The organism is Nonomuraea terrae (assembly GCF_004348995.1).
GTDB classification, from domain to species: domain Bacteria; phylum Actinomycetota; class Actinomycetes; order Streptosporangiales; family Streptosporangiaceae; genus Nonomuraea; species Nonomuraea terrae.
The window spans coordinates 139,346-160,196 of record NZ_SMKQ01000002.1; the positions used below are offsets into that span (position 1 = coordinate 139,346).

23 protein-coding genes are annotated in these 20,851 nt (G+C 70.9%); 9 read left to right on the top strand and 14 right to left on the bottom strand.

The genetic code is table 11. The features are described from left to right. Positions 1–8: 8 nt before the first annotated feature. Positions 9–851, bottom strand: a complete 843-nt coding sequence (locus E1286_RS01625) for a helix-turn-helix transcriptional regulator (RefSeq protein ID WP_165969522.1) — start codon at positions 849–851, stop codon at positions 9–11. Between the two features lie 104 nt (positions 852–955). Here E1286_RS01625 and E1286_RS01630 point away from each other — a divergent pair, with 104 nt between their 5' ends. Then, positions 956–1,951, top strand: a complete 996-nt coding sequence (locus tag E1286_RS01630; protein ID WP_223189430.1) for an aldo/keto reductase — start codon at positions 956–958, stop codon at positions 1,949–1,951. Between the two features lie 56 nt (positions 1,952–2,007). Here the strand turns inward: E1286_RS01630 and E1286_RS01635 are convergent, their stop codons facing one another. The 11 genes from E1286_RS01635 to E1286_RS01680 all read right to left on the bottom strand — a co-directional run bounded on the left by E1286_RS01635 (position 2,008) and on the right by E1286_RS01680 (position 10,933). Further along, entirely contained in the window at positions 2,008–3,951 is a 1,944-nt protein-coding gene (locus E1286_RS01635; protein WP_132608405.1) for a hypothetical protein, read from the bottom strand. Continuing rightward, positions 3,932–4,219, bottom strand: a complete 288-nt coding sequence (locus E1286_RS01640; protein ID WP_132608407.1) for a hypothetical protein — start codon at positions 4,217–4,219, stop codon at positions 3,932–3,934. Before E1286_RS01640 ends, E1286_RS01635 begins: the two co-directional genes overlap by 20 nt. Beyond that, positions 4,216–4,854: a hypothetical protein gene (locus E1286_RS01645; RefSeq protein WP_132608409.1), complete on the bottom strand. Its 639-nt coding sequence runs from the start codon at positions 4,852–4,854 to the stop codon at positions 4,216–4,218. Before E1286_RS01645 ends, E1286_RS01640 begins: the two co-directional genes overlap by 4 nt. Before the next feature lie 13 nt (positions 4,855–4,867). Beyond that, positions 4,868–5,167 (bottom strand): hypothetical protein, encoded by a 300-nt coding sequence (locus E1286_RS01650; protein ID WP_132608411.1) that lies wholly within the window; start codon positions 5,165–5,167, stop codon positions 4,868–4,870. A 52-nt stretch (positions 5,168–5,219) separates the two neighbouring features. Then, on the bottom strand, positions 5,220–5,504 hold the full coding sequence (locus E1286_RS01655) for a GlsB/YeaQ/YmgE family stress response membrane protein (RefSeq protein ID WP_132608413.1): 285 nt from the start codon (positions 5,502–5,504) through the stop codon (positions 5,220–5,222). 206 nt (positions 5,505–5,710) lie between these two features. Next, positions 5,711–6,670, bottom strand: a complete 960-nt coding sequence (locus E1286_RS01660; RefSeq protein ID WP_132608415.1) for a LysR family transcriptional regulator — start codon at positions 6,668–6,670, stop codon at positions 5,711–5,713. Between the two features lie 162 nt (positions 6,671–6,832). Continuing rightward, entirely contained in the window at positions 6,833–6,985 is a 153-nt protein-coding gene (locus E1286_RS47455) for a hypothetical protein (RefSeq protein ID WP_165969516.1), read from the bottom strand. Positions 6,986–7,165: 180 nt separating this feature from the next. Continuing rightward, positions 7,166–7,477: a UBP-type zinc finger domain-containing protein gene (locus tag E1286_RS01665; RefSeq protein ID WP_132608417.1), complete on the bottom strand. Its 312-nt coding sequence runs from the start codon at positions 7,475–7,477 to the stop codon at positions 7,166–7,168. 284 nt (positions 7,478–7,761) lie between these two features. Next, positions 7,762–9,210 carry an aldehyde dehydrogenase gene (locus tag E1286_RS01670; RefSeq protein ID WP_132608419.1) on the bottom strand — a complete coding sequence of 483 codons (1,449 nt, stop codon included), beginning with the start codon at positions 9,208–9,210 and terminating at the stop codon, positions 7,762–7,764. After that, positions 9,207–10,103 carry an SDR family NAD(P)-dependent oxidoreductase gene (locus E1286_RS01675; RefSeq protein ID WP_132608421.1) on the bottom strand — a complete coding sequence of 299 codons (897 nt, stop codon included), beginning with the start codon at positions 10,101–10,103 and terminating at the stop codon, positions 9,207–9,209. The genes E1286_RS01670 and E1286_RS01675 overlap by 4 nt, the downstream gene beginning before the upstream one ends. Continuing rightward, positions 10,100–10,933: an oxidoreductase gene (locus E1286_RS01680; RefSeq protein ID WP_132608423.1), complete on the bottom strand. Its 834-nt coding sequence runs from the start codon at positions 10,931–10,933 to the stop codon at positions 10,100–10,102. The genes E1286_RS01675 and E1286_RS01680 overlap by 4 nt, the downstream gene beginning before the upstream one ends. Positions 10,934–11,097: 164 nt before the next feature. On the opposite strand from E1286_RS01680, the gene E1286_RS01685 reads away from it, so the two are divergent. Genes E1286_RS01685 through E1286_RS01695 form a run of 3 tightly spaced genes read left to right on the top strand, consistent with a single transcriptional unit; the run spans position 11,098 to position 13,479 of the window. Further along, complete coding sequence (locus E1286_RS01685) at positions 11,098–11,643, top strand: TetR/AcrR family transcriptional regulator (RefSeq protein ID WP_165969517.1); 546 nt, start codon at positions 11,098–11,100, stop codon at positions 11,641–11,643. A 49-nt stretch (positions 11,644–11,692) separates the two neighbouring features. Further along, positions 11,693–12,256, top strand: a complete 564-nt coding sequence (locus E1286_RS01690; protein ID WP_132608425.1) for a winged helix-turn-helix domain-containing protein — start codon at positions 11,693–11,695, stop codon at positions 12,254–12,256. Then, positions 12,253–13,479 (top strand): MFS transporter, encoded by a 1,227-nt coding sequence (locus E1286_RS01695; RefSeq protein ID WP_223189431.1) that lies wholly within the window; start codon positions 12,253–12,255, stop codon positions 13,477–13,479. Before E1286_RS01690 ends, E1286_RS01695 begins: the two co-directional genes overlap by 4 nt. Before the next feature lie 59 nt (positions 13,480–13,538). Here the strand turns inward: E1286_RS01695 and E1286_RS01700 are convergent, their stop codons facing one another. Further along, positions 13,539–14,333 (bottom strand): FHA domain-containing protein, encoded by a 795-nt coding sequence (locus E1286_RS01700; RefSeq protein ID WP_132608427.1) that lies wholly within the window; start codon positions 14,331–14,333, stop codon positions 13,539–13,541. Positions 14,334–14,481: 148 nt separating this feature from the next. On the opposite strand from E1286_RS01700, the gene E1286_RS48985 reads away from it, so the two are divergent. Together E1286_RS48985 and E1286_RS01710 are read left to right on the top strand one after the other, a co-directional pair. After that, positions 14,482–16,446, top strand: a complete 1,965-nt coding sequence (locus E1286_RS48985) for a serine/threonine protein kinase (RefSeq protein WP_223189432.1) — start codon at positions 14,482–14,484, stop codon at positions 16,444–16,446. 12 nt (positions 16,447–16,458) lie between these two features. Further along, positions 16,459–17,007, top strand: coding sequence for an alpha/beta hydrolase (locus E1286_RS01710; protein ID WP_132608429.1), 549 nt, complete (start codon positions 16,459–16,461; stop codon positions 17,005–17,007). A 3-nt stretch (positions 17,008–17,010) separates the two neighbouring features. On the opposite strand, the gene E1286_RS01715 is transcribed toward E1286_RS01710, so the two are convergent. Beyond that, on the bottom strand, positions 17,011–18,840 hold the full coding sequence (locus E1286_RS01715) for an ABC transporter ATP-binding protein (protein ID WP_132608431.1): 1,830 nt from the start codon (positions 18,838–18,840) through the stop codon (positions 17,011–17,013). A 323-nt stretch (positions 18,841–19,163) separates the two neighbouring features. On the opposite strand from E1286_RS01715, the gene E1286_RS01720 reads away from it, so the two are divergent. The 3 genes from E1286_RS01720 to E1286_RS01730 all read left to right on the top strand — a co-directional run. Beyond that, positions 19,164–20,093, top strand: a complete 930-nt coding sequence (locus E1286_RS01720) for a sulfotransferase (protein ID WP_165969518.1) — start codon at positions 19,164–19,166, stop codon at positions 20,091–20,093. Positions 20,094–20,119: 26 nt separating this feature from the next. Beyond that, the gene (locus tag E1286_RS47460; protein WP_165969519.1) at positions 20,120–20,359 is read left to right on the top strand and encodes a hypothetical protein; all 240 of its coding nucleotides are present in this window, start codon (positions 20,120–20,122) and stop codon (positions 20,357–20,359) included. Between the two features lie 39 nt (positions 20,360–20,398). Further along, positions 20,399–20,851: flavoprotein (locus E1286_RS01730; RefSeq protein ID WP_132608433.1), on the top strand; the 453-nt coding region annotated here is incomplete at its 3' end.

Sequence of the window (20,851 nt, forward strand, 5' to 3'; positions counted from 1 at the left end):
CCGAGGCGTCACACCGTCGTCTGGAAGTTCTGCGTGCCGATGACCCGCAGCAGGTCGAGTTTCTCCCGGGCGTCGGTGCCCTCGGTCGGGAAGAACGCCATCACCATGAGGTCCGCTTCGGGTGTGAGCAGGATTTCGCAGGTCAGGTGGAGCATGCCGACCTCCGGGTGCAGAAGCCGCTTGCGGGCGGAACGGCGTACCGCGACCTCGTGCCGTTCCCACAACGTGCGGAATTCCGTGCTGCGTTTCAACAGCCCGTGCACCAGGTCCACGACATCGCGCTCGCCGGCGCGGCGGGAGTACGTCGCCCGCAGATCGTTGACGAGCGCGAGCGAATGCCGTGGCCAGTCCTCTTCAGGGACGCGGGCGCGTGACGCCGGCTCGGTGAACCATCGCCACGCGGTCTTGCGCGAACGGCCGGCACCGTGGTCCTGACTGCTCAGCACGAGGTCGGCGAGGGCGTTCTGCCACAGCACCTCGTGCAGATCGGTGCAGATGCAGACCGGGACATCCGTGAGCCGGCCGGCCAGGCTGATCAGCCCTGGGCGGATGTGCCGCCCGGCACGGCGTGCCGGGGGCGCCAGTCCGGCCAGGTGGAAAAGGTGGTCGCGTTCGTCCAGCTCGCAGCGGAGTGCGCGCGCCAGGGCGGCCACGATCGGCTCGGAAGGGTTCGCGCCACGGCACTGCTCCAGCCGGGCGTAGTAGTCGGTGGACATGCCGGCCAGCTGGGCCACTTCGTCCCGCCGCAGACCGGGTGTGCGGCGCCGTACGCCGTCGGGCAGGCCGACATCGGAGGGGCGCAGCAACTCCCGGCGGCGGCGGAGGAAGTCGGCGAGCCCTGCGCGATCCATCACGTTCACCAGTATCGGCCGCGTCCCACCGGTCATCCAGGGACGGGTTGTCCCTGGATGAGTCAGGCCTGTTCCAGGAGCGCGGTGACACACACAGTGGAGACATGACAACGACAACGCGACTCGGCACCCGCCGCCTCGGCCGCACCGGTCCCGCCGTTTCCTCACCCGGGCTCGGCTGTATGGGCCTGTCCGGCGCCTACGGCCCTCTGGACGACGACGAAGGTGTGCGGGTCGTGCACGCGTACCTGGATGCCGGCGGCACGCTGCTGGACACCGGCGACTTCTACGGTTCGGGACACAACGAGCTGCTGATCCGGCGCGCGCTGGAGGGCAGGAGCCGTGACGACGTCGTGCTCTCCGTCAAGTTCGGCGCCATGCGGGGCCCTGACGGCGGGCTTGTCGGGATCGACGCCCGGCCCGCCGCGGTGCGGAACTTCCTGACGTACTCGTTGCAGCGTCTCGGTACCGACCATGTCGACATCTACCGCCCGGCCCGGCTCGACCCGTCCGTGCCCATCGAGGACACCGTCGGCGCGATCGCCGAGCTGGTCGACAAGGGCTACGTTCGTCACATCGGCCTCAGCGAGGTCGGGGCGGAGACGATCCGCCGCGCCGCGGCCGTCGCACCCATCTGCGACCTGCAGATCGAGTATTCGCTGCTCACTCGCGGCATCGAGGACGAGATCCTGCCCGTGTGCCGCGAACTCGGCATCGGCGTCACCGCCTACGGTGTGCTGTCCCGCGGCCTGATCGGCGGCAGCGGGGCCATCGAGGGAGCTCGGACGATGTCGCCGCGTTTCCAAGGCGCCAATCTCCAGCACAACGGCGCCCTCGTCGCACGGTTGGCGGAGCTGGCCGCGGCGAAGGAGGCCTCCGTCGCGCAGCTGGCGATCGCCTGGGTGGCGGCGCAGGGTGAGGACATCGTGCCGGTGGTCGGCTCGCGACGCCTGGAGCAGGTCGTCACGATGATCGACGGCGGCCGCGTCTCTCTCGGCGCCGAGGAGCTCGCGCAGATCGAGGACCTGATCCCGCGCGGCGCGGCCAGGGGCGACCGGTACCCCAGCCAGGCGATGGCCCAGCTGGACAGCGAGCGCTGACACGCCGGCTGCGACGACAAGGCCGTCCGGCGTGCGGGTGGACCAGGGCGAGCCGATCAGAAGGGGTGGCCGTTCTCCGCCCGTTGCCAAGCCTGGGTGAACAGGTCGGGCAGCGTGCCGGGCAGGCCGCCGCGCCAGTTCCTCACTTCGCTCCGGTCGTAGGACAGCGTCACCCCGAGGAGGTCGGCCTTCCAGGTCTCCATCGGCGTCAGTTTCTTGGCGGAGGCCCAGCCGCCGGGGAGGAAGACGGTACGCCCCGCGCGAGAGCGCTTGTCCTGGACGACCAGGGCCGCGTCCACGAGGGCGGTCATGGCCTGGCGGTGCCGCGGCGCCTTCCAGCCGTTCCAGGTGCGGATGTTGGCATCGTTCGGGTTCGGCAGGGCGAGCAGCTGGAGGTAGAGGGTGGCCGCGTCCTCGGTCAGGGTGTGCCGCTCGGCGACACGGCGTACCAGGTCGGGGAGGACCGCGCGGGGGTCGCTCTCGTAGCGGCCGTCCGGAAGAGCCCCCGTGCGGATCCGCTCGACGATGCGTTCGCACGCTTCGCCGCGCAGCCACTGGAACGCCCTGAGGCTGCGGTCGCCGTACGGGCTCACCACGGCTGACAGCAGGCGGGCGCGCTCGTCGCCATCGTCGTGGCAGGCGGGACGGAAGAAGATCCTCGCGTACCGGCCGTCCTCGCTGGGGGCGGCGATGCTGAGCCCGTCGTCGGCCGTCGGGTGGTCGACGAGCGGGTAGGAGGCGTGGCCGAACGTGTGACGCAACACTTCGATGGAGTGGTCGCCGTGGGGCGTCGATCCCGCGTGCAGGAGGAGCCCAGGATGGGACAGGCGCTCGCGCATCAACCGCACCACCTCGGGCACCCCCGCACGCACGGGGTCGCCGGCCGGCAGCTCGCCGTAGGCCCACCGGATCAGCCTCGGCATGGAGCAGAGCAGCTCGTCGAACGGCAGATGGCCCTCACCCCGGAGAAAGCATCCGTGCTCGTTCCGCCTCAGTGAGGTGTCGACATCGCGGGTGAGCCGGGTGTCGGCCGCAGGGGTCGTGAACGTGGCCCAGATTTCGGCCGCCGACATGCTCTGGTCGGCGACCTTCAGCGCGGCGGCGAACGTCGCCTCCGGCATCGGCACGCGCCGGCCGTGACGCCCGCACCACTGCTCGGCGATCCGCCGCGCGAGCGTCACGGCACCACCGGGTTCCCACAGCTCGGCGGGGTCGGCGGGAAGGACGTCGGCCAGCAGGTCCAGCCGGGCCGCAGTGTCCAGGCGGCGCAGCTCGGTGCGAGCGTCGTCGGCCTCGGCAGTGGTGATCCCCATGACCTTGCGTTCGGTGGCGTCCGGGAACGATCTGGTGTAGCCGGCACCCGGAACGCCCGCCAGCACCAGGGCGGCCGCGGCACGGCTCATGCCGGTGCCCTCGGTCAGCTCCTTCACCGCGGCGGGGTCCCACGGCATGGGGCCGCGTTCCCGGATCAGCTCGGTCAGCGTGCGGAGCTGCCCGGCGCTCCCCCAGCCGCGCGGGACGTCGTTCACCTCGACGACGGGCCCCAGCGACGGCGGCGGCTGCTCGCCGTACCGCAGATCCACGAAAGTGCGGTGGTTCCGGTTGGAGAAGTGCCAGTACGTGGCGACGGCGGCGCCGTTGTCGTCCCGCGAGACCCAGGAATCGGTCGCGACCACCCCCACGCGGAGCCGCGCCCGCGGGTCCGCGAACGGCGTCGCGGCCCAGGTGTCCAGGAAGGCCAGCAGGCGCTCGCGGTGTTCCTCCTGGGTGAACGGCGCGGCGGCGCGCAGGGCCACGGCGCCGATCCGCCCGATGAACCGGGTCCAGGTGCCGCCGCCCGCCGTGCCCGGAGGCGCATCCTCGGCAGGTGCCACCTTCCCGGTGAGAAGGTCAGCGGTCAGCGCGATGGCCCGGAGCGTCCCGGCCCGCCAGTGGCCGGTCGCGTCGATGAGTCCGTAGAGCGCGTAGGGGAGCTGCTCGTCATCCGCATTGATCGTCATCGGGCTCGATGATGACAGACCGCAACGTCTTCGGCCGGTTCAGATCACGTCGTGCGGCCGTGAGGGTGTCCTGCTCGCCCCTCGCCGCAGACGCATGATCGTCGTTGAGCAGGGGCTCGCGCGGTGCGTGCGACTGGACTGCCGAACTGAAAACGAGCTTGTCGGACGGTGGCGGCAACCTGCTCTTGCGGTCGTTGCCGTGCCAGGCCACACGCTCAGGCGGGAGTGGCTGCAGGTCGGCGTGTTCGTGGTCGTTGTGCGGGCTCATGTCGCATCACCTTTTCGCGAGCCGTTTCGGGAGTCTCCCTGGGAGGCCGGCTGATCGTGGTGGGCGCGGTCGGGAGATCGAGGGAAGAGGTGTTCGTCAGTGTCGTCGAGGAGTTCCTGGAACAGGACGTGGTAGTGCACCATGGCCTGTCGCAGGTCCTCGGCGGAAGCGCCGCCTCGGGCGACGCGGGCACTGATCTCGTAGGCCTGCCGGTAGCGGTGCAGCATGCGATCGTGCGCCAACGGCGAGTCCGGTTGCTGCTCGAAGCCTTCGGCGAGGTATCCCCTCTCGACCAGGACGGACGTGAGCAGGCGATCGGCCGCCCTTACCGCGGGCCCCGGCGCGTTGGCGAACTGGGTCTGGATCGCGGTCCAGCGTTCGCTGTACGCCCGCTGTGACTCGGTGGTGAGCGGCTTGATGTCAAGGATGATGATCTGCCCTTGCCGGGCTCGCCGTACCTGATCTGCCCCGCGGCGGTTGTCTCCTTCGTTCGGAACGGCTCGCCTGCGGGAGCCGATGCGTTGCCGGCGCTGCTCCACCATGACGAAGCCGATGGCCGCCACCAGGATCACCGCGACGGCTACTGCGACGATTGTGGTCATGTCTGCCTCCAGGGGAGTGGCTTCTGCCTTCACCGCCCGGTGCTGGTCAGGGCCGGCGTTCGCCGGGAGACCTGCGGCCGCGGCGTCGCCCGGGGTCGTCGCCAGGCGGGGCAGGCGTGCTGGGCGGTGGCCGGTCGTCGATGTCGTCCTGCCGGCTGCGGGCGGTTGACTGGCTCCAGCGTGACCTGGTGCGGACCAGAGGCAGCAACAGCCCGAACGCTCCGCCGAGCATCAGGATGACGCCCGCGACCCGCAGCGCGAATCCGCCCACCGAACCGTCGGCCAGGGCGAAGGTGAGGACGGCGCCGCAGGCGATGACCGCGACGGCTCCGGCGCTGGGCTTCACGCAAACCTTCTACCGCCTCCGGAGCCCGAACTCCGGAGGACGTTGAGCAGATTCATCGGCGACCGGCCCGGTCTGCCGAGCGTCGGCCGGTGATCAGGTTGTGGCCGAGCAGCAGGGCTGCCGCGCCGGCGATGGCGCACAGCCAGGTGGACAGGTCGAAGAAGCCCTGGACGCCGGACAGGTGGAACATCTGGGTGGCTACGAAGCCTCCCAGCAGCGCCCCGCCGATGCCGAGCGCGAACGTGATGATCAGACCTTGTGGGTTCTTGCCGGGGACCAGCATTCTGGCCACCGCGCCGGCGACCAGTCCGAGGATGATCCAAGCGATGATGCCCATGGCCGAGCTCCTCTGGCGGTGCATCGATGGCTGCATGGATCGGTCTTCCGGACCGGTCGAAGCAGGAGCCGCTCCGCCCGCGTGATCGCCGGCGGTCGAACTCGTTCACCACCAGCCGACACCCGCGCGTGCCGTACCGAAACAGTGGATCGGGAAAGGATCCATCTCCAGAACCGATGACCGGGCTTTCATGGTGCGCACAGCGTTCAGCCGGCGTCATCGCTGTGGCCGGCGACGCTCGGAGCACTTTCGCCGAACACCGGGGCGACGGGTGCGAGCCAGCCGAGCCGCTCGGCCAGGTGCCGGGCGCTGTCGATGACGGCGGCGATGTGCGGAGAGAGATTGGCCTCGTGCCACAGCAGTGACCACGGGTAGTGCGTCGCAGGCTCGGTCAGGGGCCGCCAGGTGGTGCCCGGCCGGTTGGAGGTGCGGAAGGAGGACGGGACGCAGTGCACGCAGCGGTGCTGAAGGACGAGGTCGGCGGCGGCGCGGCTGCTCTGCACGGTGCCCTCGTAGATGGTGGGCGTGAAGCCGGCCGAGCGGCACAGCGCGATGACGAACCGGTTGAGCTCCGGGGTGTGTGCGTCTTCGCCGAGCAGGAGCAGTTCGTCGGAGAGGGCGGCGACGGGCACACCGTCGAGGTCGGCGAAGCGGTGGTCGTCGGGCACCAGCACGCCGAGCGGATCAAGTCTGATGAGCTTGGACGTCACCTCGGCCGGCGCCTGGGAGGCGTGCCCGATGGCGATGTCCAGGCGGCCGTCGGCCAGTTGCCGGTACTGCTCGGGGGTGCCCGCTTCGACCTGGTGGATCGTGAAGTCGGAGTGGCTGTGCTGGAGCTCGTGCAGGATCTGCGGCATGGTGTCGTAGCCGGCGTCGATGATGCCGGCACGCAGGGTGGGCGCCGAGGTGACGGCGTTGCGCGCGACCTGCCCGGCCCGGCTCACGTGGTCGAGGATCTGACGCGCCTCGATGAGAAAGGCGGAGCCGGCCGGGGTCAGATCGACGTGGTGGGTGCTGCGGTCCAGCAGTCGCACGCCCAGCTCGCGTTCGAGCCGCTGGATCTGCTGGCTCAGCGCGGACTGGACGATGTGCTCGCGTGCGGCTGCCCGGCCGAAATGTAACTCTTCGGCCAGCGTCACGAAATAACGCAGCTGACGTAGCTCCATGCCCGCCACCCCTTCCCGCCCGGGCGGCGCCGATGCGGGCCGTCTCCTCCAACTCTAGGCGCCTCGTGGAGTGTGGGCCTTGGAGGGAACGCCGGCGCTGCTCACCGGGCGGGGGCGGCCTTCGCGCTCACGGCAGGGCAGCGCCGGCCTGCTGGAGGGCGGTCAATGCTTGGGCGCGTCGTCAACCTTCCTGCCGGGCTGTTCCGGATCGGGCTTGCCCGCGACACGCCGGTTACCGGTGGCGCGGCCGAGGCGCCGCCCGATCCAGCCCTGGAGTGCCTGTACCTTGTTGCCGATCTCCCATCGCACACTCATCGCGATCTTCCTTTCACCGCTCAGCTCGGCCGGCGATCTCCGTGAGACAGGGCGGACACGCGGCTTGGAGCCCCAGTGTCCTTCGCGGCCTCCGACGCGGAAACGAGCAATCACCGTTCCGGTCATCACGGGGATCGATGAGCCGGCGGGCGGTGTCAGGGCGTGACGGCGGCGTCTGGTTCAAACGGCCCGGCGGTGCACGTAGCACCAGCGCCAGGTCGACCTCGGTGCCAGCGCGGCGACCACCGGGTGGTCGGTCTCCCGGTAGTGATCCCTGGCGTGGCCGCCGCCCACATCGTCGGAACAGGCCACCCAGCCACAGGTCAGGCACACCAGCAGGCGCGTCCAGCTCTGGCCTAGGGCCAGACATTGCGTACATTCGGGTGGTCCGTACTCCACGCTCACGAGCTGGTCGATGTGTCTGCAACGTGGGGGCTGACCGTTCAGGCCTGCGCGGTTGATCGCGTTCGCTCCTTGTGCGTCCAGGGTCATGACGGCTCTTTCACAGTGACGGCGACGCAGGCTGCGCCGGCTGGTCACAGTCAAGGTGATCGACGGGCCGGTGGAAACAGGCGATCCCAGCTAGCCTCATCACCTGCGGCGATAGTGAGCCTGACGACCCTCGCACCGGCCGACGAAGGCGGCGACCTCGCGTGCCGGTCGCACGGCGAGCCGTTCCCTCCATGACGTGGGCGGGCGCCCGATCCTCATGATCGGGCGCCCGCCCGATCCTCATGATCGGGCGCCCGCCCGGCTGTGCCGGGAAAGAGGCCTGCTCAGTGGCGGCGGGTGATCGATTTGTGTTCGATGTATTCGGTCAGGCCCACTCGGCCGTATTCGCGGCCTACGCCGCTTGCCTTGTAGCCGCCGAACGGGCCGTCGAAGCTGATCGGTGAGCCGTTCAGGGTGACGGTTCCGGTCCGCAGGCGGCGGGCGACGGTGAGGGCGCGTTCGGTGCTCGCGGACCAGACGCCTCCGGACAGGCCGTACTCGGAGTCGTTGGCGATCCGTACCGCGTCATCCTCGTCGTCGTAGGGGATCACGACCAGGACGGGGCCGAAGATCTCCTCCTGGGCGATGCGCATGCGGTTGTCCACATCGGCGAACACGGTCGGGGTGACGTAGTTGCCCTTCTCCAGGCCCTTCGGGACCTCCGGGCCGCCGGTCACCAGGCGGGCGCCCTCCTCGACGCCGAGCTTGATGTAGTCGATCACGCGCTGCTGCTGGTCCCGCCGGATCATGGGGCCGATGAAGGTGTCCGGCTCGGAGGGATCGCCGACCTTCAGCGACTCCACCATCTCCTTCAGCGCGGCCACGATCTCGTCGTAGCGGCTGCGCGGGGCCAGGATCCGGGTCTGCAGGATGCATGCCTCGCCGTTGTTCCCCAGGGACCCGGAACGCAGCCCCTGCATCACCGCGGGAAGGTCGGCGTCCTCCAGGATGACGGCGGCGGACTTGCCGCCCAGTTCGAGGCTGACCCGCTTGAGGTGTCCGCCGGCGATGGAGGCGATGCGCCGGCCGGCCCGGGTCGATCCGGTGAACGCGATCTTGTCGATGTCCGGGTGCGAGACGAGGTACTCGCTGGTCTCCCGGTCGGCCGGCAGGATGCTGAGCACGCCCTCGGGGAGCCCGGCCTCGTGGTAGAGGTCGGCCAGCAGCATCATGCTCAGCGAGTTCTCCGGGGAGACCTTCAGCACCACGGTGTTGCCGGCCAGCAGGGCGGGGGTCAGCTTCGCCGTGGCCGCCGAGAACGGCGAGTTCCACGGGATGACCGCGGCGACCACGCCGATCGGCTCACGCCTGACGACGGTGTCGTAGGGCGCCGAAGGATCCGACGGCTCGACGGTCTCCTCCCAGCCGAGCTCCTCGGCCGCCTTGAGATAGGCGTTGACCTGGAGGGTCAGGAACGGCTGGCCGGCCTTGGTGAACCAGCCCGCCGAGCCGTTCTCGGCGGAGATGGCCGCGGCGACCTCGTCGGCACGGGCCTCGCGCAGCGCGTTGAGCCGCCGGATCACCTCCTGCCGCTCCTTGGGGTCGGTGTGCGGCCACGGCGCGTGGTCGAACGCCTTCCGCGCCGCGGCGACGGCCGCGTCCACGTCGGCGTTGCCCGCCTGGGCCACCCGGCCGAGTACGGACTGGTCGTGCGGAGAGCGGATCTCCAACAGGTCGGGGTCGCTGGGCGTCACCCAGGAACCGCCGATGTAGAGCTTGTCGCGGACGATCATCTGTCGCTGCTTCTCTCGTCGAAAGGTTTCTGTGGGGGCCGGACCATCCGTGCGACGGGCGTCTGCGAGAAGTCGCCGAGCCCGTCGAGGTCCGTGGAGACGCTCACCTCGCGCCAGGCGGCGTCCTCGGCGGCGCGGGCCTCGGCGATCAGCGGCGCGAGCCAGGCCGCGTCCGAGCCCAGGAGGAGCCGTACCGGAGGCTCCGGCTCGTCCGTGATCCGCAGGATCACGGACGCCATCTTCGCCGGGTCGCCGCGCTGCACGTCCGGGTTGTCGCTGTACGTCCGTACGAAGGCGCCGACCGTCGGCTCGTACTCGTCGTGGAGGGGCGGCATGGGGAGCGGGGCGGCGGCCCAGGGTGTCCGGATGCCGCCGGGCTCGACCAGCGTGGCGTGGACGCCGATGGGAGCGACCTCGCGGGCGAGGATCTCGGTGAAGCCGCCCAGCGCCCACTTGGCCGCCTGGTACGCCCCGAGCCCAGCCTGAGCGCGCCGGCCCCCGATGGTCGACACGTTCACGATGCTGCCCCTGCGTCGGGGACGCATCACCGGCAGGGCGGCGCGCACCATGTTGACCGCACCGAAGAAGTTGATCTCGACGTTGCGGCGGAACTCCTCTTCCGGCATGTCCTCGATCGAGCCGGCGCTGCGGTAGCCGGCGCTGTTCACCAGCACGTCGAGGCCGCCGAACTCGCTGACCGCGTACCGCACCGCCGCGCGGGCGGCGGCCGTGGAGGTCACGTCCACGGCGCGCACCCGCAGCCGGTCATGGGGCTCCGGCAGGCCGTCGACCGTCAGGTCGGTCGCCAGCACGTTGTGACCGGCCCGCAGAGCGGCCTCGACCAGGTGTCTTCCCAGGCCGCCGGCCGCTCCGGTCAGCAGGAAGGTCTTCATGCGAGGTCGGTCGACCGGCTGACCTCGGCCCACTTCCTGGCCTCCTCCAGTCGCGCCTCCTCGGCGCTGAGGGCGATCTCGAGGGCGTCGGTGCCGAGCAGCAGGCGCAGGGGCGGGTCCTGCACGCCGACGACGTCGACGATCGCCTTCGCCATACGCGCGGGGTCGCCGGGCTCCTTTCCGCTGTAGTCGGCGAACTCCTTCAGCCACCATCCGACGGTCTGCTCGTAGTCGGCGCTGATCCCGCCGGCTGAGATCGCCGCGCCGGCGGCCCAGCCGGTACGGATGCCGCCCGGCTCCACGATGGTCACCTTGATGCCCAGCGGCGCGACCTCGTTCGCCAGCACCACGGAGAAGCCCTCGACGCCGAACTTCGACGTCTGGTACGCGCTCAGCCCGGGCGTGCCGCCGACCCGTCCGCCGATGGACGAGATCTGCACGAAATGCCCGGAACGCTGGCGGCGCATGACGGGCAGCGCCGCCCGCGTCACGTTGATCACTCCGAACAGGTTCGTCTCGACCTGCGCCCGGAACTCGTCCTCAGGGAAGTCCTCGATCGAGCTGGTGGCGGCGTACCCGGCGTTGTTGACGACCACGTCGAGGGAGCCGAACCGTTCGGCCACCGCCGCGACGACCTCCCGAGCGGCCGAGGACGAGGTGACGTCCAGCGGCATGGTCTGGAACCGCCCGGGATGCGCTTCCGCCAGGTCGGCCGGCGACTCCGGCCGACGCGAGGTCACCGCGACCTGATCGCCCGCCTCCAGGGCCGCGAGCGCCAGAGCCTTGCCGAGTCCTTGGGAACCACCGGTGATGAGCCACGTCCGTGCCATGACACGTCCCTCCTGTTGCGATGAGCCCGCCATGTGCGGGCGCCTTAGCGGTGTAGACGATCTGAACTTAAATGCAGCACTACTGTAGCAGTAATTATTTCTATCGCGTCGAAAATGTTGAGGATGATCGGGTAACTGCTACTCGCTGGTAGGCTGGCGGCATCATGAGAGCTGATGCCGCACGCAACCTGGCCGCGGTCCTGCGTACGGGGGCCCGGCTGCTGGCCGAAGACCCGAGCACCTCGATGTCGGCCATCGCCAACGAGGCGGGCGTGGACCGCACGACCGTCCACCGTCGTTTCGCCACCCGCGAAGCCCTGCTGAGCGCCGTCTTCCAGGCCAAACTCGACTCGGCCGAACGAGTCCTCGACGAGGCGCGGCTCGTGGAGGCCCCCGTGGCGGTCGCGCTGCACCGCTACGTGGAAGGCATCATCCCCGTCAGCCGTGAGTGGCCGGTCGACACGCGGCGCATGATGCAGAAAGACCCCGAGGCCGACCGCCGGCGCCAGGAGCAGAGCGCGCGGCTGGACGCCTTCGTCCAACGCGCGGCCGACGAGGGTCATCTGCGCCCCGATGTCTCACCGGCGTGGGCGAGGGCGGTGCTCGACCAGCTGGTCGACAGCATGGCTCACCGGTTTCCCGAAGTGGCGCCCCCTCAGGCGGCCGACCTGGTCGTGGACACGTTCCTGAACGGCCTCGGCGCCACGTAGTCGTACCGGAGTAGTTGTACAAGAGATGTTGTCCATATAGGGTCCGGACATGTCCGACTCTGCGCGGCGTGAGATCCGGGACTCCAAGGTGCTGGCCGCGATGTCCCACCCCCTGCGGCGGCGGCTGCTCGACGTGCTGCGGCTGGACGGCCCTTCGACGGTGTCGGCGTTGTCCGCCAGGACGGGACAGGCCGTCGGCAGCATCAGCCATCACCTGAAGGTCCTGGCGGCCGGCGAGCTCATCGAAGAGGTCCCCGAGCTGGCTCGCGATCGGCGCGAACGCTGGTGGCGGACGACGTCGGGCCGGATCGACTGGTCGCCGTCGGACTTCCCGGACGACCCCGTGGCCGAGGCCGCCGAATCCCTCGTCCTGGAACGGCAGGCCGCGCTGGCGCGGCAGTGGTTCGCCGAGCGCGACGGCTATCCCGAGCCATGGCGGCGCGCGGCGTTCACCTCCGACCACTGGGCCTGGCTGTCCGTCGCCGAGCTCGCCGAGCTGGAGGAGAAGATCCTCGCACTGCTGACCGAGCTGGCGGCCAGTGAGATCCCCGACGACGGCGCGGAACGCCGATCCGTCTTCCTGACCGTACGCGCCGTGCCCGCCAAGCCGTGACCACAGCCACGCTCCTGCGGATGCGGGAGTTCCGGCTGTTATGGGCCGGGGAGACCACCAGCGTGCTCGGCAGCTCGGTGGCCGGTGTCGCGCTCCCGCTGGTCAGCGTGATGACCCTGGACGCCGGCACGTTCGTCGTCGCGCTGGTCACGGCGGCGGCCTGGCTGCCGTGGCTGCTGATCGGGCTGCCCGCCGGCGCGTGGGTGGACCGGTTGCCCAAACGGCCGGTGATGCTGGCGTGCAACACCGTCTCCATGGTGGCGTTCGCGACCGTGCCGATCGCGGCCTGGCTGGACAGGCTCACGGTGACGCACCTGGTCGTCATCGCTCTGGTCGGCGGCGTCGCGAACGTGTTCTTCAGCCTCGCCTACCGTGCGTTCCTGCCGCTCCTGGTCGGAAGCGATCGGTTGATGGAGGCCAACGCGAAGCTCCAGGGCAGCGAATCGGCGGCCAGGATCGCCGGGCCTGGGCTGGCGGGGCTGCTCGGGCAGGCGTTCGGCGCGGTGAGCGGGGTGCTGGCCGACGCGGTCAGCTTCGGCATCGCCGTGCTGTGCCTGCGGCGCGTACGCGTCCACGAGGCGCGACGGGCCGCCGCGGAACGGCGGCTGCTGTCGGAGATCCGCGACGGGCTGCGGTTCGTGGTCCATGACCCCTGTCTGCGGACGCTCACCGCCTTCAGCGCGATGTCGAACATCGCCTTGATGGGCTACCAGTCGATCCAGGTCGTCTTCCTCACCCGCGAGCTCGGCGCCGGGCCCGGGCAGGTGGGGGCCGTGCTGGCGCTGGCCGGTACGGGCGGGCTGCTCGGCGCGATGGTCGCGGGACGGGTCGCCGGCCGGGTCGGAACGGCTCGGGCGTTCCTGGTGTGCGAGGCGTTCGCCGCGCCGATGATGCTCCTCGGCCCGCTCGCCGGCGCCGGCGCGGGCCTGGCGCTGTTCGCCGCCGCGGGCTTCGGCATGAGCGCCGGCATCGTCGCCTCGAACATCGTGACCAGCACGTTCCGTCAGCAGTATTGCCCGCCTGCCCTGTTCGCGCGGATCACGGCCAGCACATCCGCGCTGAACTACGGCGCGGTGCCCTTGGGCAGCCTGCTCGGCGGCGTGCTCGGCGAGACCATCGGCGTCCGCCAGGCCCTGTGGACCATGGCGGCCACCCAGCTCTCGTCCGTCGCCCTCCTCTTCCTCAGCCGGATCCGCCCGATGCGGAACTTCCCGGCGCGATGACGACGGTCAGGAGATGGCCGCCTGCGATGCAGAGGTCTGCTCGGCGGCAGGCGCGGGGGTCACTCGGGCGGGTCGTCGAGGAGGCGGAGGTCTGACGGGCCGATCGTGGCGGTGGCCAGCAGGGCGGTGATCAGATTGTGGTTGAGCGCGTTGCCCAGCGGCGGCGGGATCTCCTCCTCCAGGAGCCCGGACACCTTGGCGCTGAGCCGCTTGCGCGTCTGGGTGACGATGTGGGCGGCGCGTTTGGCGGTCCAGCGTTCGCCGGGGCGCAGGCGGGAGAGCTCGTCGGCGACCTGGGCCCAGGGCAGCGGCTGCGGCCACGGGTCGGGCCGGAGATAGCGCTGGCCGAGGCAGACCAGGACGAGGCGTTCGAGCGGGCTCAGAGGCCATCCGGCCGGCTCGCGGGTGTCGGCCTCCCGGCGGTCCTCCGGGCCGGGGGGCGGCACGCTCCTGACGACCCGTACTTCCAGCAGGTGTTCCTGCTCGGGGGCGACGATGAACAGCGGCGTGTACGCCACCGGGAGCGTCGTACGGTGCCCGGTGAGCACCAGCTGCCCGCCCGGCAGGCGGATGGGGAGTTTGCCGAGGTTGTACAGGGCCCATCGCCCGGCTTCGCAGGTGAGGTGGCCGTGCCGCCGGCTGACGTACGGGTCGTTGGGGCCGACGCAGACGTGGACGTCCGGCTCGCAGCGCCCGAACACCACATCGAAGCCGGCGTCGGGCGCGACGCGGATGCCGCCATGGGCGCCCTGGACGTACAGGGTGCCGGGCACGGCCGGGGGAAGCCCGTCCGCGAGGGAGCCCTTGGGCAGGAACTCCACCTTGGTCGGGGGTCTGCGCGTCGTTCCTGTCATGCCGCCGATCCTCCCCACACGGCGCCGGATGTCAACGGTAGCCGCCGGCTTCCGGGAGGGCTCCCGACCCTCTACCGAAGGTTATTCTGTCGTAGTTACCGACAAGTAGGACTGTGGGAGATCCACTGCGTGCAATGAGAATGACCGCATGGTTGACTTCACGCCGCTGACGACCGGTGACCCTCAGGAGTTAGGTGGCCTGGAGCTCATCGGGAGGCTCGGCCAGGGTGGGCAGGGTGTCGTCTACCTTGCCCGCACCCCCATGGGCACGCACGTGGCCGTCAAGTGGCTGAGCCCGTCCGGCGACGAGGAGATCGCCGAACGCTTCCTGCGGGAGGCAGAGGTCGCCCGCAGGGTGGCGCCGTTCTGCACCGCGACCGTGCTCGGCACCGGCGTCGACGGCGGCCGTCCGTACATCGTCAGCGAGTACGTCGAGGGCCGTTCGCTGGAGCGGGTCGTCAGGGAAGGCGGCCCGCTCGCGGGCGCGGACCTGGAGCGGCTGGCCATCGGCACCGCCACCGCGCTCGCCGCCATCCACGAGGCCCACGTGGTGCACCGCGATTTCAAGCCGGGCAACGTCATCATGGGCACCGGCGGCCCACGGGTGATCGACTTCGGGATCGCGCGCACGCTCGGCCCGGCCACCATGACGAGCAGCACGCAGATCGGCACGCCCGCGTACATGGCTCCCGAGCAGATCATGGGGCACGGGCTGGGGCCCGCGGCCGACATGTTCTCGTGGGCCGGCACGATGGTCTTCGCGTCCTGCGGACGGGCGCCGTTCGGCACCGGCGTGACCCACGCGGTGATGAACCGGGTGCTCAGCGAGCCGCCCGATCTGGGCGAGCTCGACGGACGGCTGCGCGAGGTGGTCGAGCAGTGCCTGGACAAGGATCCGGCGCGGCGGCCGACCGCCATGGAGGCGATCAGCCGCCTGCTGCGCAACCCGGCGCCCGGCGCCGACCCGCTGGTGGAGGGCACCAGACAGGCCGCCCCGAAGGAGGCCCAGCACACCGGCGGGCCGTCGCGCCGGCCCGTGCTCATCGGCGCGGGGGTGGTGACCGCGGCCATCGTCGTGGCGGCCGGGATCGCCGTGCCCACCCGGCTGTGGTCGAGCACGCCGCCGCCGGTCGCCGCCGAGTCCGGCGCCCCGCCATCGCGGCCGACGACTCCGGCCGCGCCCGCCACGCCCGTCAGGGCCACGCTGCCCGGCGGCGACGTCACGATCTACGAGCGTTCGTCCGACCCGATCAAGCTGACGGCGTACGAGATGTACGACAAGAAACTCGACGAGGACGTCGACTACGCCCGGCAGTCGCTGCAGGGCGAGTTCGTCAGGTATCCGGGCAACCTGGAGTCGCTGGTCTCCCCCAACGGCCGCTACCTCGCGGGACGGCCGCACGACTACACCTCCGACGGCTACGACTCGATCCTCATCACCGACCGCCAGGCCGGCGTGAGTTTCCGGGTCAAGACCGTGCGCAAACCGCTGGACACCAGCGTCCGCACCTGGTCGAAGGACAGCTCGAAGATCCTGCTCAACCTCAACGAGCGCATCGAGGACGACAAGGGCAAGGAAAGCTGGATCTCCGTCGGCTTCGCCGTCGTGGACGTCGCCAACAGCGACGTGGCCCAGAGCAAGGTACGCGTGGTCGACGTGAACGACGCGTCCATCCGCGACAGCGACTTCGGCTGGGACGCCGCCGAGCAGGGCGTGGTCATCGACTACGGCAAGGACGAGGGGCTGCGCTTCTTCGACGCCTCCGGCAAGGCCACGCGTGACCTGCCGGGCGTGGGGCCGCTGGCGTCCGGCACGATCGACATCTTCTCGCCGTCGGGGAAGACGTTCGTGACCGACTGCCCCGACGGCGGCGACGGCCACCACTGCCTCTGGGACGCCGCCACCGGCAAGCAGGTGCGCCGGTTCTCCTCCGACTGCGACAAAGTCCTCGGCTGGTACGGCGAGTCGCACCTGTACTGCTGGGAACAGGACAACAACCCGAAGGACGAGATCCGCGTCGTGGCGTTCGACGGCAAGCTGATGGACAAGCTGCTGGAGGCCGACGACGACGCCGACATCACCCCGGTCTACACGAACAACCCCGCCAACTAGCGGGAGGCGGAAATGAGCGCAGGCCGCAGCGTCGTCGTCATCCCGGGCGGGCGGTACGGGCCGCAGGCCGGGCTGCTCGCCTACGTCGGCGAAGCGGCCCGCCGCCGTGACGCCGCCGTGGAGCTGGTCTTCTGGCGGCCGCCGGAGGACCTGGTCGTGGCGGAGGCGGCGCCCTGGGTCAGCGGCCAGGTGACGCCCCTGGTGGAGGGGCTGGACCGGCCGGTGCTGATCGGCAAGTCGCTCGGCTCGTTAGGGGCCGCCGTCGCGGCCGATCGGGGGCTGGCGGGCATCTGGCTGACGCCGCTGCTCACCGTGCCCGCGTGCGTGGCGGCGCTGCGCCGCGCGACCGAGCCGTTCCTGCTGGTCGGCGGCACTGCCGACGGCTTCTGGGACGGCGCGCTGGCGCGGGAGCTGACGCCGCACGTCGTCGAGGTCGACGGCGCCGACCACGGCATGCAGGTGCCGGGGCCGCTGCGCCGGACGGCAGAGGTGCTCGGCGACGTGACGACGGCCGTCGAGGCTTTCCTCGACGGCGTCGTCTGGCCGCCGGGAGCGGCGTAACGGTCAGCGGTGGAGGGCGTCGGGGGCGTCGTCCTCGACCAGGAAGCCGCCCGACTGGTGATGCCACAGGCGGGCGTAGGGGCCCTCGGCCTTGAGCAGCTCGCTGTGGGTGCCCTGCTCCACGATGTGTCCGCGGTTGAGCACGACCAGGCGGTCCATCCGGACGACGGTGCTCAGCCGGTGGGCCACCACGATCGCGGTGCGGTCCTGCATCAGCTGCCACAGGGCCTCCTGGACGAGGAGCTCGCTCTCGGAGTCGAGGGCGCTGGTCGCCTCGTCCAGCAGCAGGACCGGGGCGTCGCGCAGGATGGCGCGGGCGAGCGCGAGGCGCTGGCGCTGGCCGCCGGAGAGCTTGACGCCGCGCTCGCCGACCAGGGTGTCGAAGCCGTCCGGCAGGGACTCGGCGAACTCCGTCACGTGCGCCGCCCGCGCCGCCCGGAGGATGTCGTCGTCGGTGGCGCCCGGCCGGGCGAAGGCGATGTTGTCACGCAGCGACCGGTGGAACATGGCCGGCTCCTGCGGGACGTACGCGATGAGGCTGCGCAGGTCGGCCTGGCGCAGCCGGGTGATGTCCTGGCCGCCGATCAGGATGCGGCCGCCGTTGATGTCCATCAGCCGCAGCAGCAGCCGGGTGAGCGTGGTCTTGCCGCCGCCGGACTGGCCGACCAGGCCGACCTTGGCGCCGCTGGGGATGTCGAGGTCGAGGCCCTGGAACAGCGGCCGGCCGTCGGTGTAGGAGAAACGCACCCGTTCGAAGCGGACGCCCGCGTCGGCCGGGCGCAGCGGCTGGGGATCGGCCGGGTCGGTCACGGACGGCGGCACGAGCAGCAGCTCGGTGAACTGGGCCGCCTCCGTGAGCACGGTCTCCATGCGCCGGTAGATCTGGTTGAACTCGAACATCATGCCGATGGCGTTCGTGTAGTAGGTGAACGTCACCACGATGGCCTCCACGCCGAGACCGCCGCGCAGCGCGACGGCCAGCAGCAGGCCCACGGCGCTGGTGAGCACCGACATCGGGGCGACGACGGTGTCGACGCGGAGGTTGCCGTAGTCCCACGAGCGCAGCGAGAGCCTGCTCGCCTCGGCCATCCTGACGCGGTTCTCGGCGGCTTCGCGATCCTCGGCGGCGAAGGCGCGCACGGTGTCCATGTTGGCCAGCACGTCGGCGACGTGGCCGGACACCCGGACCCTGGCGGCCTCACGCTGGTCGACCAGCGCCTGGCGGCGGCGGATGAGCGGGGCGACGAGAAAGCCGGTGACGATGATGAGGCCCACCAGCACGAGCACCAGCAGCGGGTGGTACTGCCACAGCACCACTGAGGCGAAGAGCAGCGGCACCAGCTTGGCCATGATCGAGAACGCGACCGTGTCGACGAAGTCCTCGAACCGGCCGGAGAAGCCCAGCACGCGCTTGGTCAGCGAGCCCGCGAAGTTGTCGTGGAAGAACGCGGCGTCCTTCGTCAGCAGCTCTTCCATGCCGACCACGCCGAGCCGCTCGATGCCGCGGGCGTCCGTACGGTTGAGGAAGTGCAGCCCCAGCCGCCACAACACCTCGCCCGCCAGCAGCATCGCGGCGAAGGCGAGCACGAAGGGCAGGAGCGTGGCGACGGTGCCGTCACCGCCGCCGGCCAGATGGCCCACGAGCCCGGCCACCGCCAGCGGCGCCAGGTAGAACAGGCAGATGTTGCCCATCGCCGGCAACGTCAGCGCGGGCACCGCCACCGGCCACTGGCGCTTCAACTCACCGCAGTAGTGGCGCAGCGCCAGCAGAACCGCTGATTTCCGTGGTGTTGTACCTGCTTGGGAGCCCTCGCCCGACGCGAGCACAGTCATCCGTCCTCCCCCGAACGCCGACACCCACCGTGGCCATGCTGCCGCAGGACGTGAGTCCGGAGCCAACGATTTTCCGGCCGAGCGACCCGGCGCGGCGGCCCGGCGCCGCCGCGCCGGGGGCGGTCAGCGCAGCACCGTCGAGACCTTGTTGCCGGGGTGGTCCTCCAGCACGGCCGTCACCTTGCTGGTCGAACGGGGCTGGTCGAACGGGGCTGGTCGAACGGGACACTGACGGGTGTGGTGTTTTTCGCGAACCGGTTTCGATCATGGGGCGCGGGACCGTAGGCTGGCGTCCCCATGACCCCACCTACCTCTTCATCTCCATGAGCCAACAGCCGATCCGCATCCTGTTCGTCGGAGGTCACGGCAGGTCGGGCAGCACGCTGGTCTCCCGGGCCCTCGGCGCCGCCGAGGGCGCCGCCTGCGTGGGCGAGCTGCGCTACCTGTGGACACAGGGCGTGACCAAGAACCAGCTCTGCGGCTGCAGCACGCGCTTTCGCCGCTGCCCGTTCTGGAAGGCCGTCGGCCGGGCCGCGTTCGGTGGCTGGCGGAACGTGGACGCCCGCGAGATGGCCCGGGTGCACCGCTCCGTCATGCGCATCCGGCACGCCCCGCGCCACGTGCTGCCCGGTGTCTCCGGCGGCTTCGGCCGCGACGTCCAGACGTACGCCGAGACCATGGCCAAGGTCTACCGCGGGATCGCCGAGGTGAGCCAGAGCCCGGTGATCGTCGACTCCTCCAAGTTCCCCACCTCCGCGCTGCTGCTGCGCCGGGTGCCCGGCATCGAGCTGCGCATCGTCCAGCTCGTCCGCGGCCCGCACGGCGTCGTGCACTCCTGGTCGCGGCAGGTCCACCGCGCCGACAAGGGCGGGCGGCTGATGGCCACCCACTCCCCGGCGCAGACCGCCGCCGAGTGGCTGGCCTTCAACGCCGTCATCGAGTCCTTCCGCCTGACCCGCACCCCGTGGACCCTCATGCGGTACGAGGACTTCGTCGACCAGCCCCGCGAGGAGCTGTCGAGGGTGCTGGAGTTCGCCGGGCTGCCCTCGGCCGACCTGCCGTTCCTCGGCGACGGCACGATCGACCTGCCCGTCGACCACAGCGTGGCGGGCAACCCGATGCGCATCCGTACGGGCGAGGTGCCGCTCAGGGCGGACGAGGAGTGGCGGACGGTGATGGGCCCGGGCCGCCGCCGCATGATCACCGCCTTCACCGCCCCAGGCATGCTCCGCTACGGCTACCCGCTGCGCTGACGGGCCGGCCCGCGTCGAGCCGGCTTGTGTCCGGCATCCGCACGGACGGCCCTCGGCACCACCTGTCCGGGCGTCCCGACGCAGGTAAGGTCGGCCAGGTCGCGCGGGAGCGTGGACAGCGCCCGCGCAACCGCAGCCGGGCCAGGGCGTACCCGGCCGTCGAGTCCAGCAGCACCCGCCCCGGCGTGACCACCACGGTGACCAGCGGCGGGTTCGCCGGCCAGAGCGGCATGGCCGTGCGAGGCGCTCCGCCGCCGGGTACGTGACTCCTGCCAACCGCCGTGAACCCGCGAGGGAGCTGTCGCGTGACCCCATCCGGCAAGGTCCTCTACGTCATCGTCTGCGCCGCGGGGCCCGCCTCCGCCGTCGGCCGCCTCGTCACCCTGGCCCAGGACGCCGGCTGGACCGTCCAGGTCGTCGCCACCCCGTCGGCCCTCGACTTCGTCGACGTCGCCGACCTGGAGCGGCGGACCGGCCGGCCCGTCCGCAGCCGCTACCGCAAACCGCACGAGCCGAAGCCGCCGCGCGCCGACGCCATCATCGTCGCCCCGGCCACGTACAACACCGTCAACAAGTTCGCCCACGGCATCGCCGACACCTACGCGCTCGGCCTGCTCGCCGAGGCGCCGGGGCTCGGCATCCCGGTCGTCGTCCTGCCGTTCGTCAACACCGCCCTGGCCGCCCGCGTCCCCTTCCGGCAGAGCGTCGACCGCCTCCGCGCCGAAGGTGTACACGTCCTGCTCGGCCCCGGCCAGTAC

What these genes read in the sequence shown, in the direction of transcription:
- E1286_RS01630 (WP_223189430.1), top strand. Translation starts at nt 956, where the DNA reads ATGACAACGACAACGCGACTCGGCACCCGCCGCCTCGGCCGCACCGGT.
- E1286_RS01700 (WP_132608427.1), bottom strand. Translation starts at nt 14,333, where the DNA reads ATGACAGGAACGACGCGCAGACCCCCGACCAAGGTGGAGTTCCTGCCC.
- E1286_RS48985 (WP_223189432.1), top strand. Translation starts at nt 14,482, where the DNA reads ATGGTTGACTTCACGCCGCTGACGACCGGTGACCCTCAGGAGTTAGGT.
- E1286_RS01635 (WP_132608405.1), bottom strand. Translation starts at nt 3,951, where the DNA reads ATGACGATCAATGCGGATGACGAGCAGCTCCCCTACGCGCTCTACGGA.
- E1286_RS01625 (WP_165969522.1), bottom strand. Translation starts at nt 851, where the DNA reads ATGGATCGCGCAGGGCTCGCCGACTTCCTCCGCCGCCGCCGGGAGTTG.
- E1286_RS01720 (WP_165969518.1), top strand. Translation starts at nt 19,164, where the DNA reads ATGAGCCAACAGCCGATCCGCATCCTGTTCGTCGGAGGTCACGGCAGG.
- E1286_RS01665 (WP_132608417.1), bottom strand. Translation starts at nt 7,477, where the DNA reads ATGACCCTGGACGCACAAGGAGCGAACGCGATCAACCGCGCAGGCCTG.
- E1286_RS01675 (WP_132608421.1), bottom strand. Translation starts at nt 10,103, where the DNA reads ATGAAGACCTTCCTGCTGACCGGAGCGGCCGGCGGCCTGGGAAGACAC.
- E1286_RS01640 (WP_132608407.1), bottom strand. Translation starts at nt 4,219, where the DNA reads ATGAGCCCGCACAACGACCACGAACACGCCGACCTGCAGCCACTCCCG.
- E1286_RS01710 (WP_132608429.1), top strand. Translation starts at nt 16,459, where the DNA reads ATGAGCGCAGGCCGCAGCGTCGTCGTCATCCCGGGCGGGCGGTACGGG.
- E1286_RS01715 (WP_132608431.1), bottom strand. Translation starts at nt 18,840, where the DNA reads ATGACTGTGCTCGCGTCGGGCGAGGGCTCCCAAGCAGGTACAACACCA.
- E1286_RS01680 (WP_132608423.1), bottom strand. Translation starts at nt 10,933, where the DNA reads ATGGCACGGACGTGGCTCATCACCGGTGGTTCCCAAGGACTCGGCAAG.
- E1286_RS01685 (WP_165969517.1), top strand. Translation starts at nt 11,098, where the DNA reads ATGAGAGCTGATGCCGCACGCAACCTGGCCGCGGTCCTGCGTACGGGG.
- E1286_RS01670 (WP_132608419.1), bottom strand. Translation starts at nt 9,210, where the DNA reads ATGATCGTCCGCGACAAGCTCTACATCGGCGGTTCCTGGGTGACGCCC.
- E1286_RS01655 (WP_132608413.1), bottom strand. Translation starts at nt 5,504, where the DNA reads ATGGGCATCATCGCTTGGATCATCCTCGGACTGGTCGCCGGCGCGGTG.
- E1286_RS47455 (WP_165969516.1), bottom strand. Translation starts at nt 6,985, where the DNA reads ATGAGTGTGCGATGGGAGATCGGCAACAAGGTACAGGCACTCCAGGGC.
- E1286_RS01660 (WP_132608415.1), bottom strand. Translation starts at nt 6,670, where the DNA reads ATGGAGCTACGTCAGCTGCGTTATTTCGTGACGCTGGCCGAAGAGTTA.
- E1286_RS01690 (WP_132608425.1), top strand. Translation starts at nt 11,693, where the DNA reads ATGTCCGACTCTGCGCGGCGTGAGATCCGGGACTCCAAGGTGCTGGCC.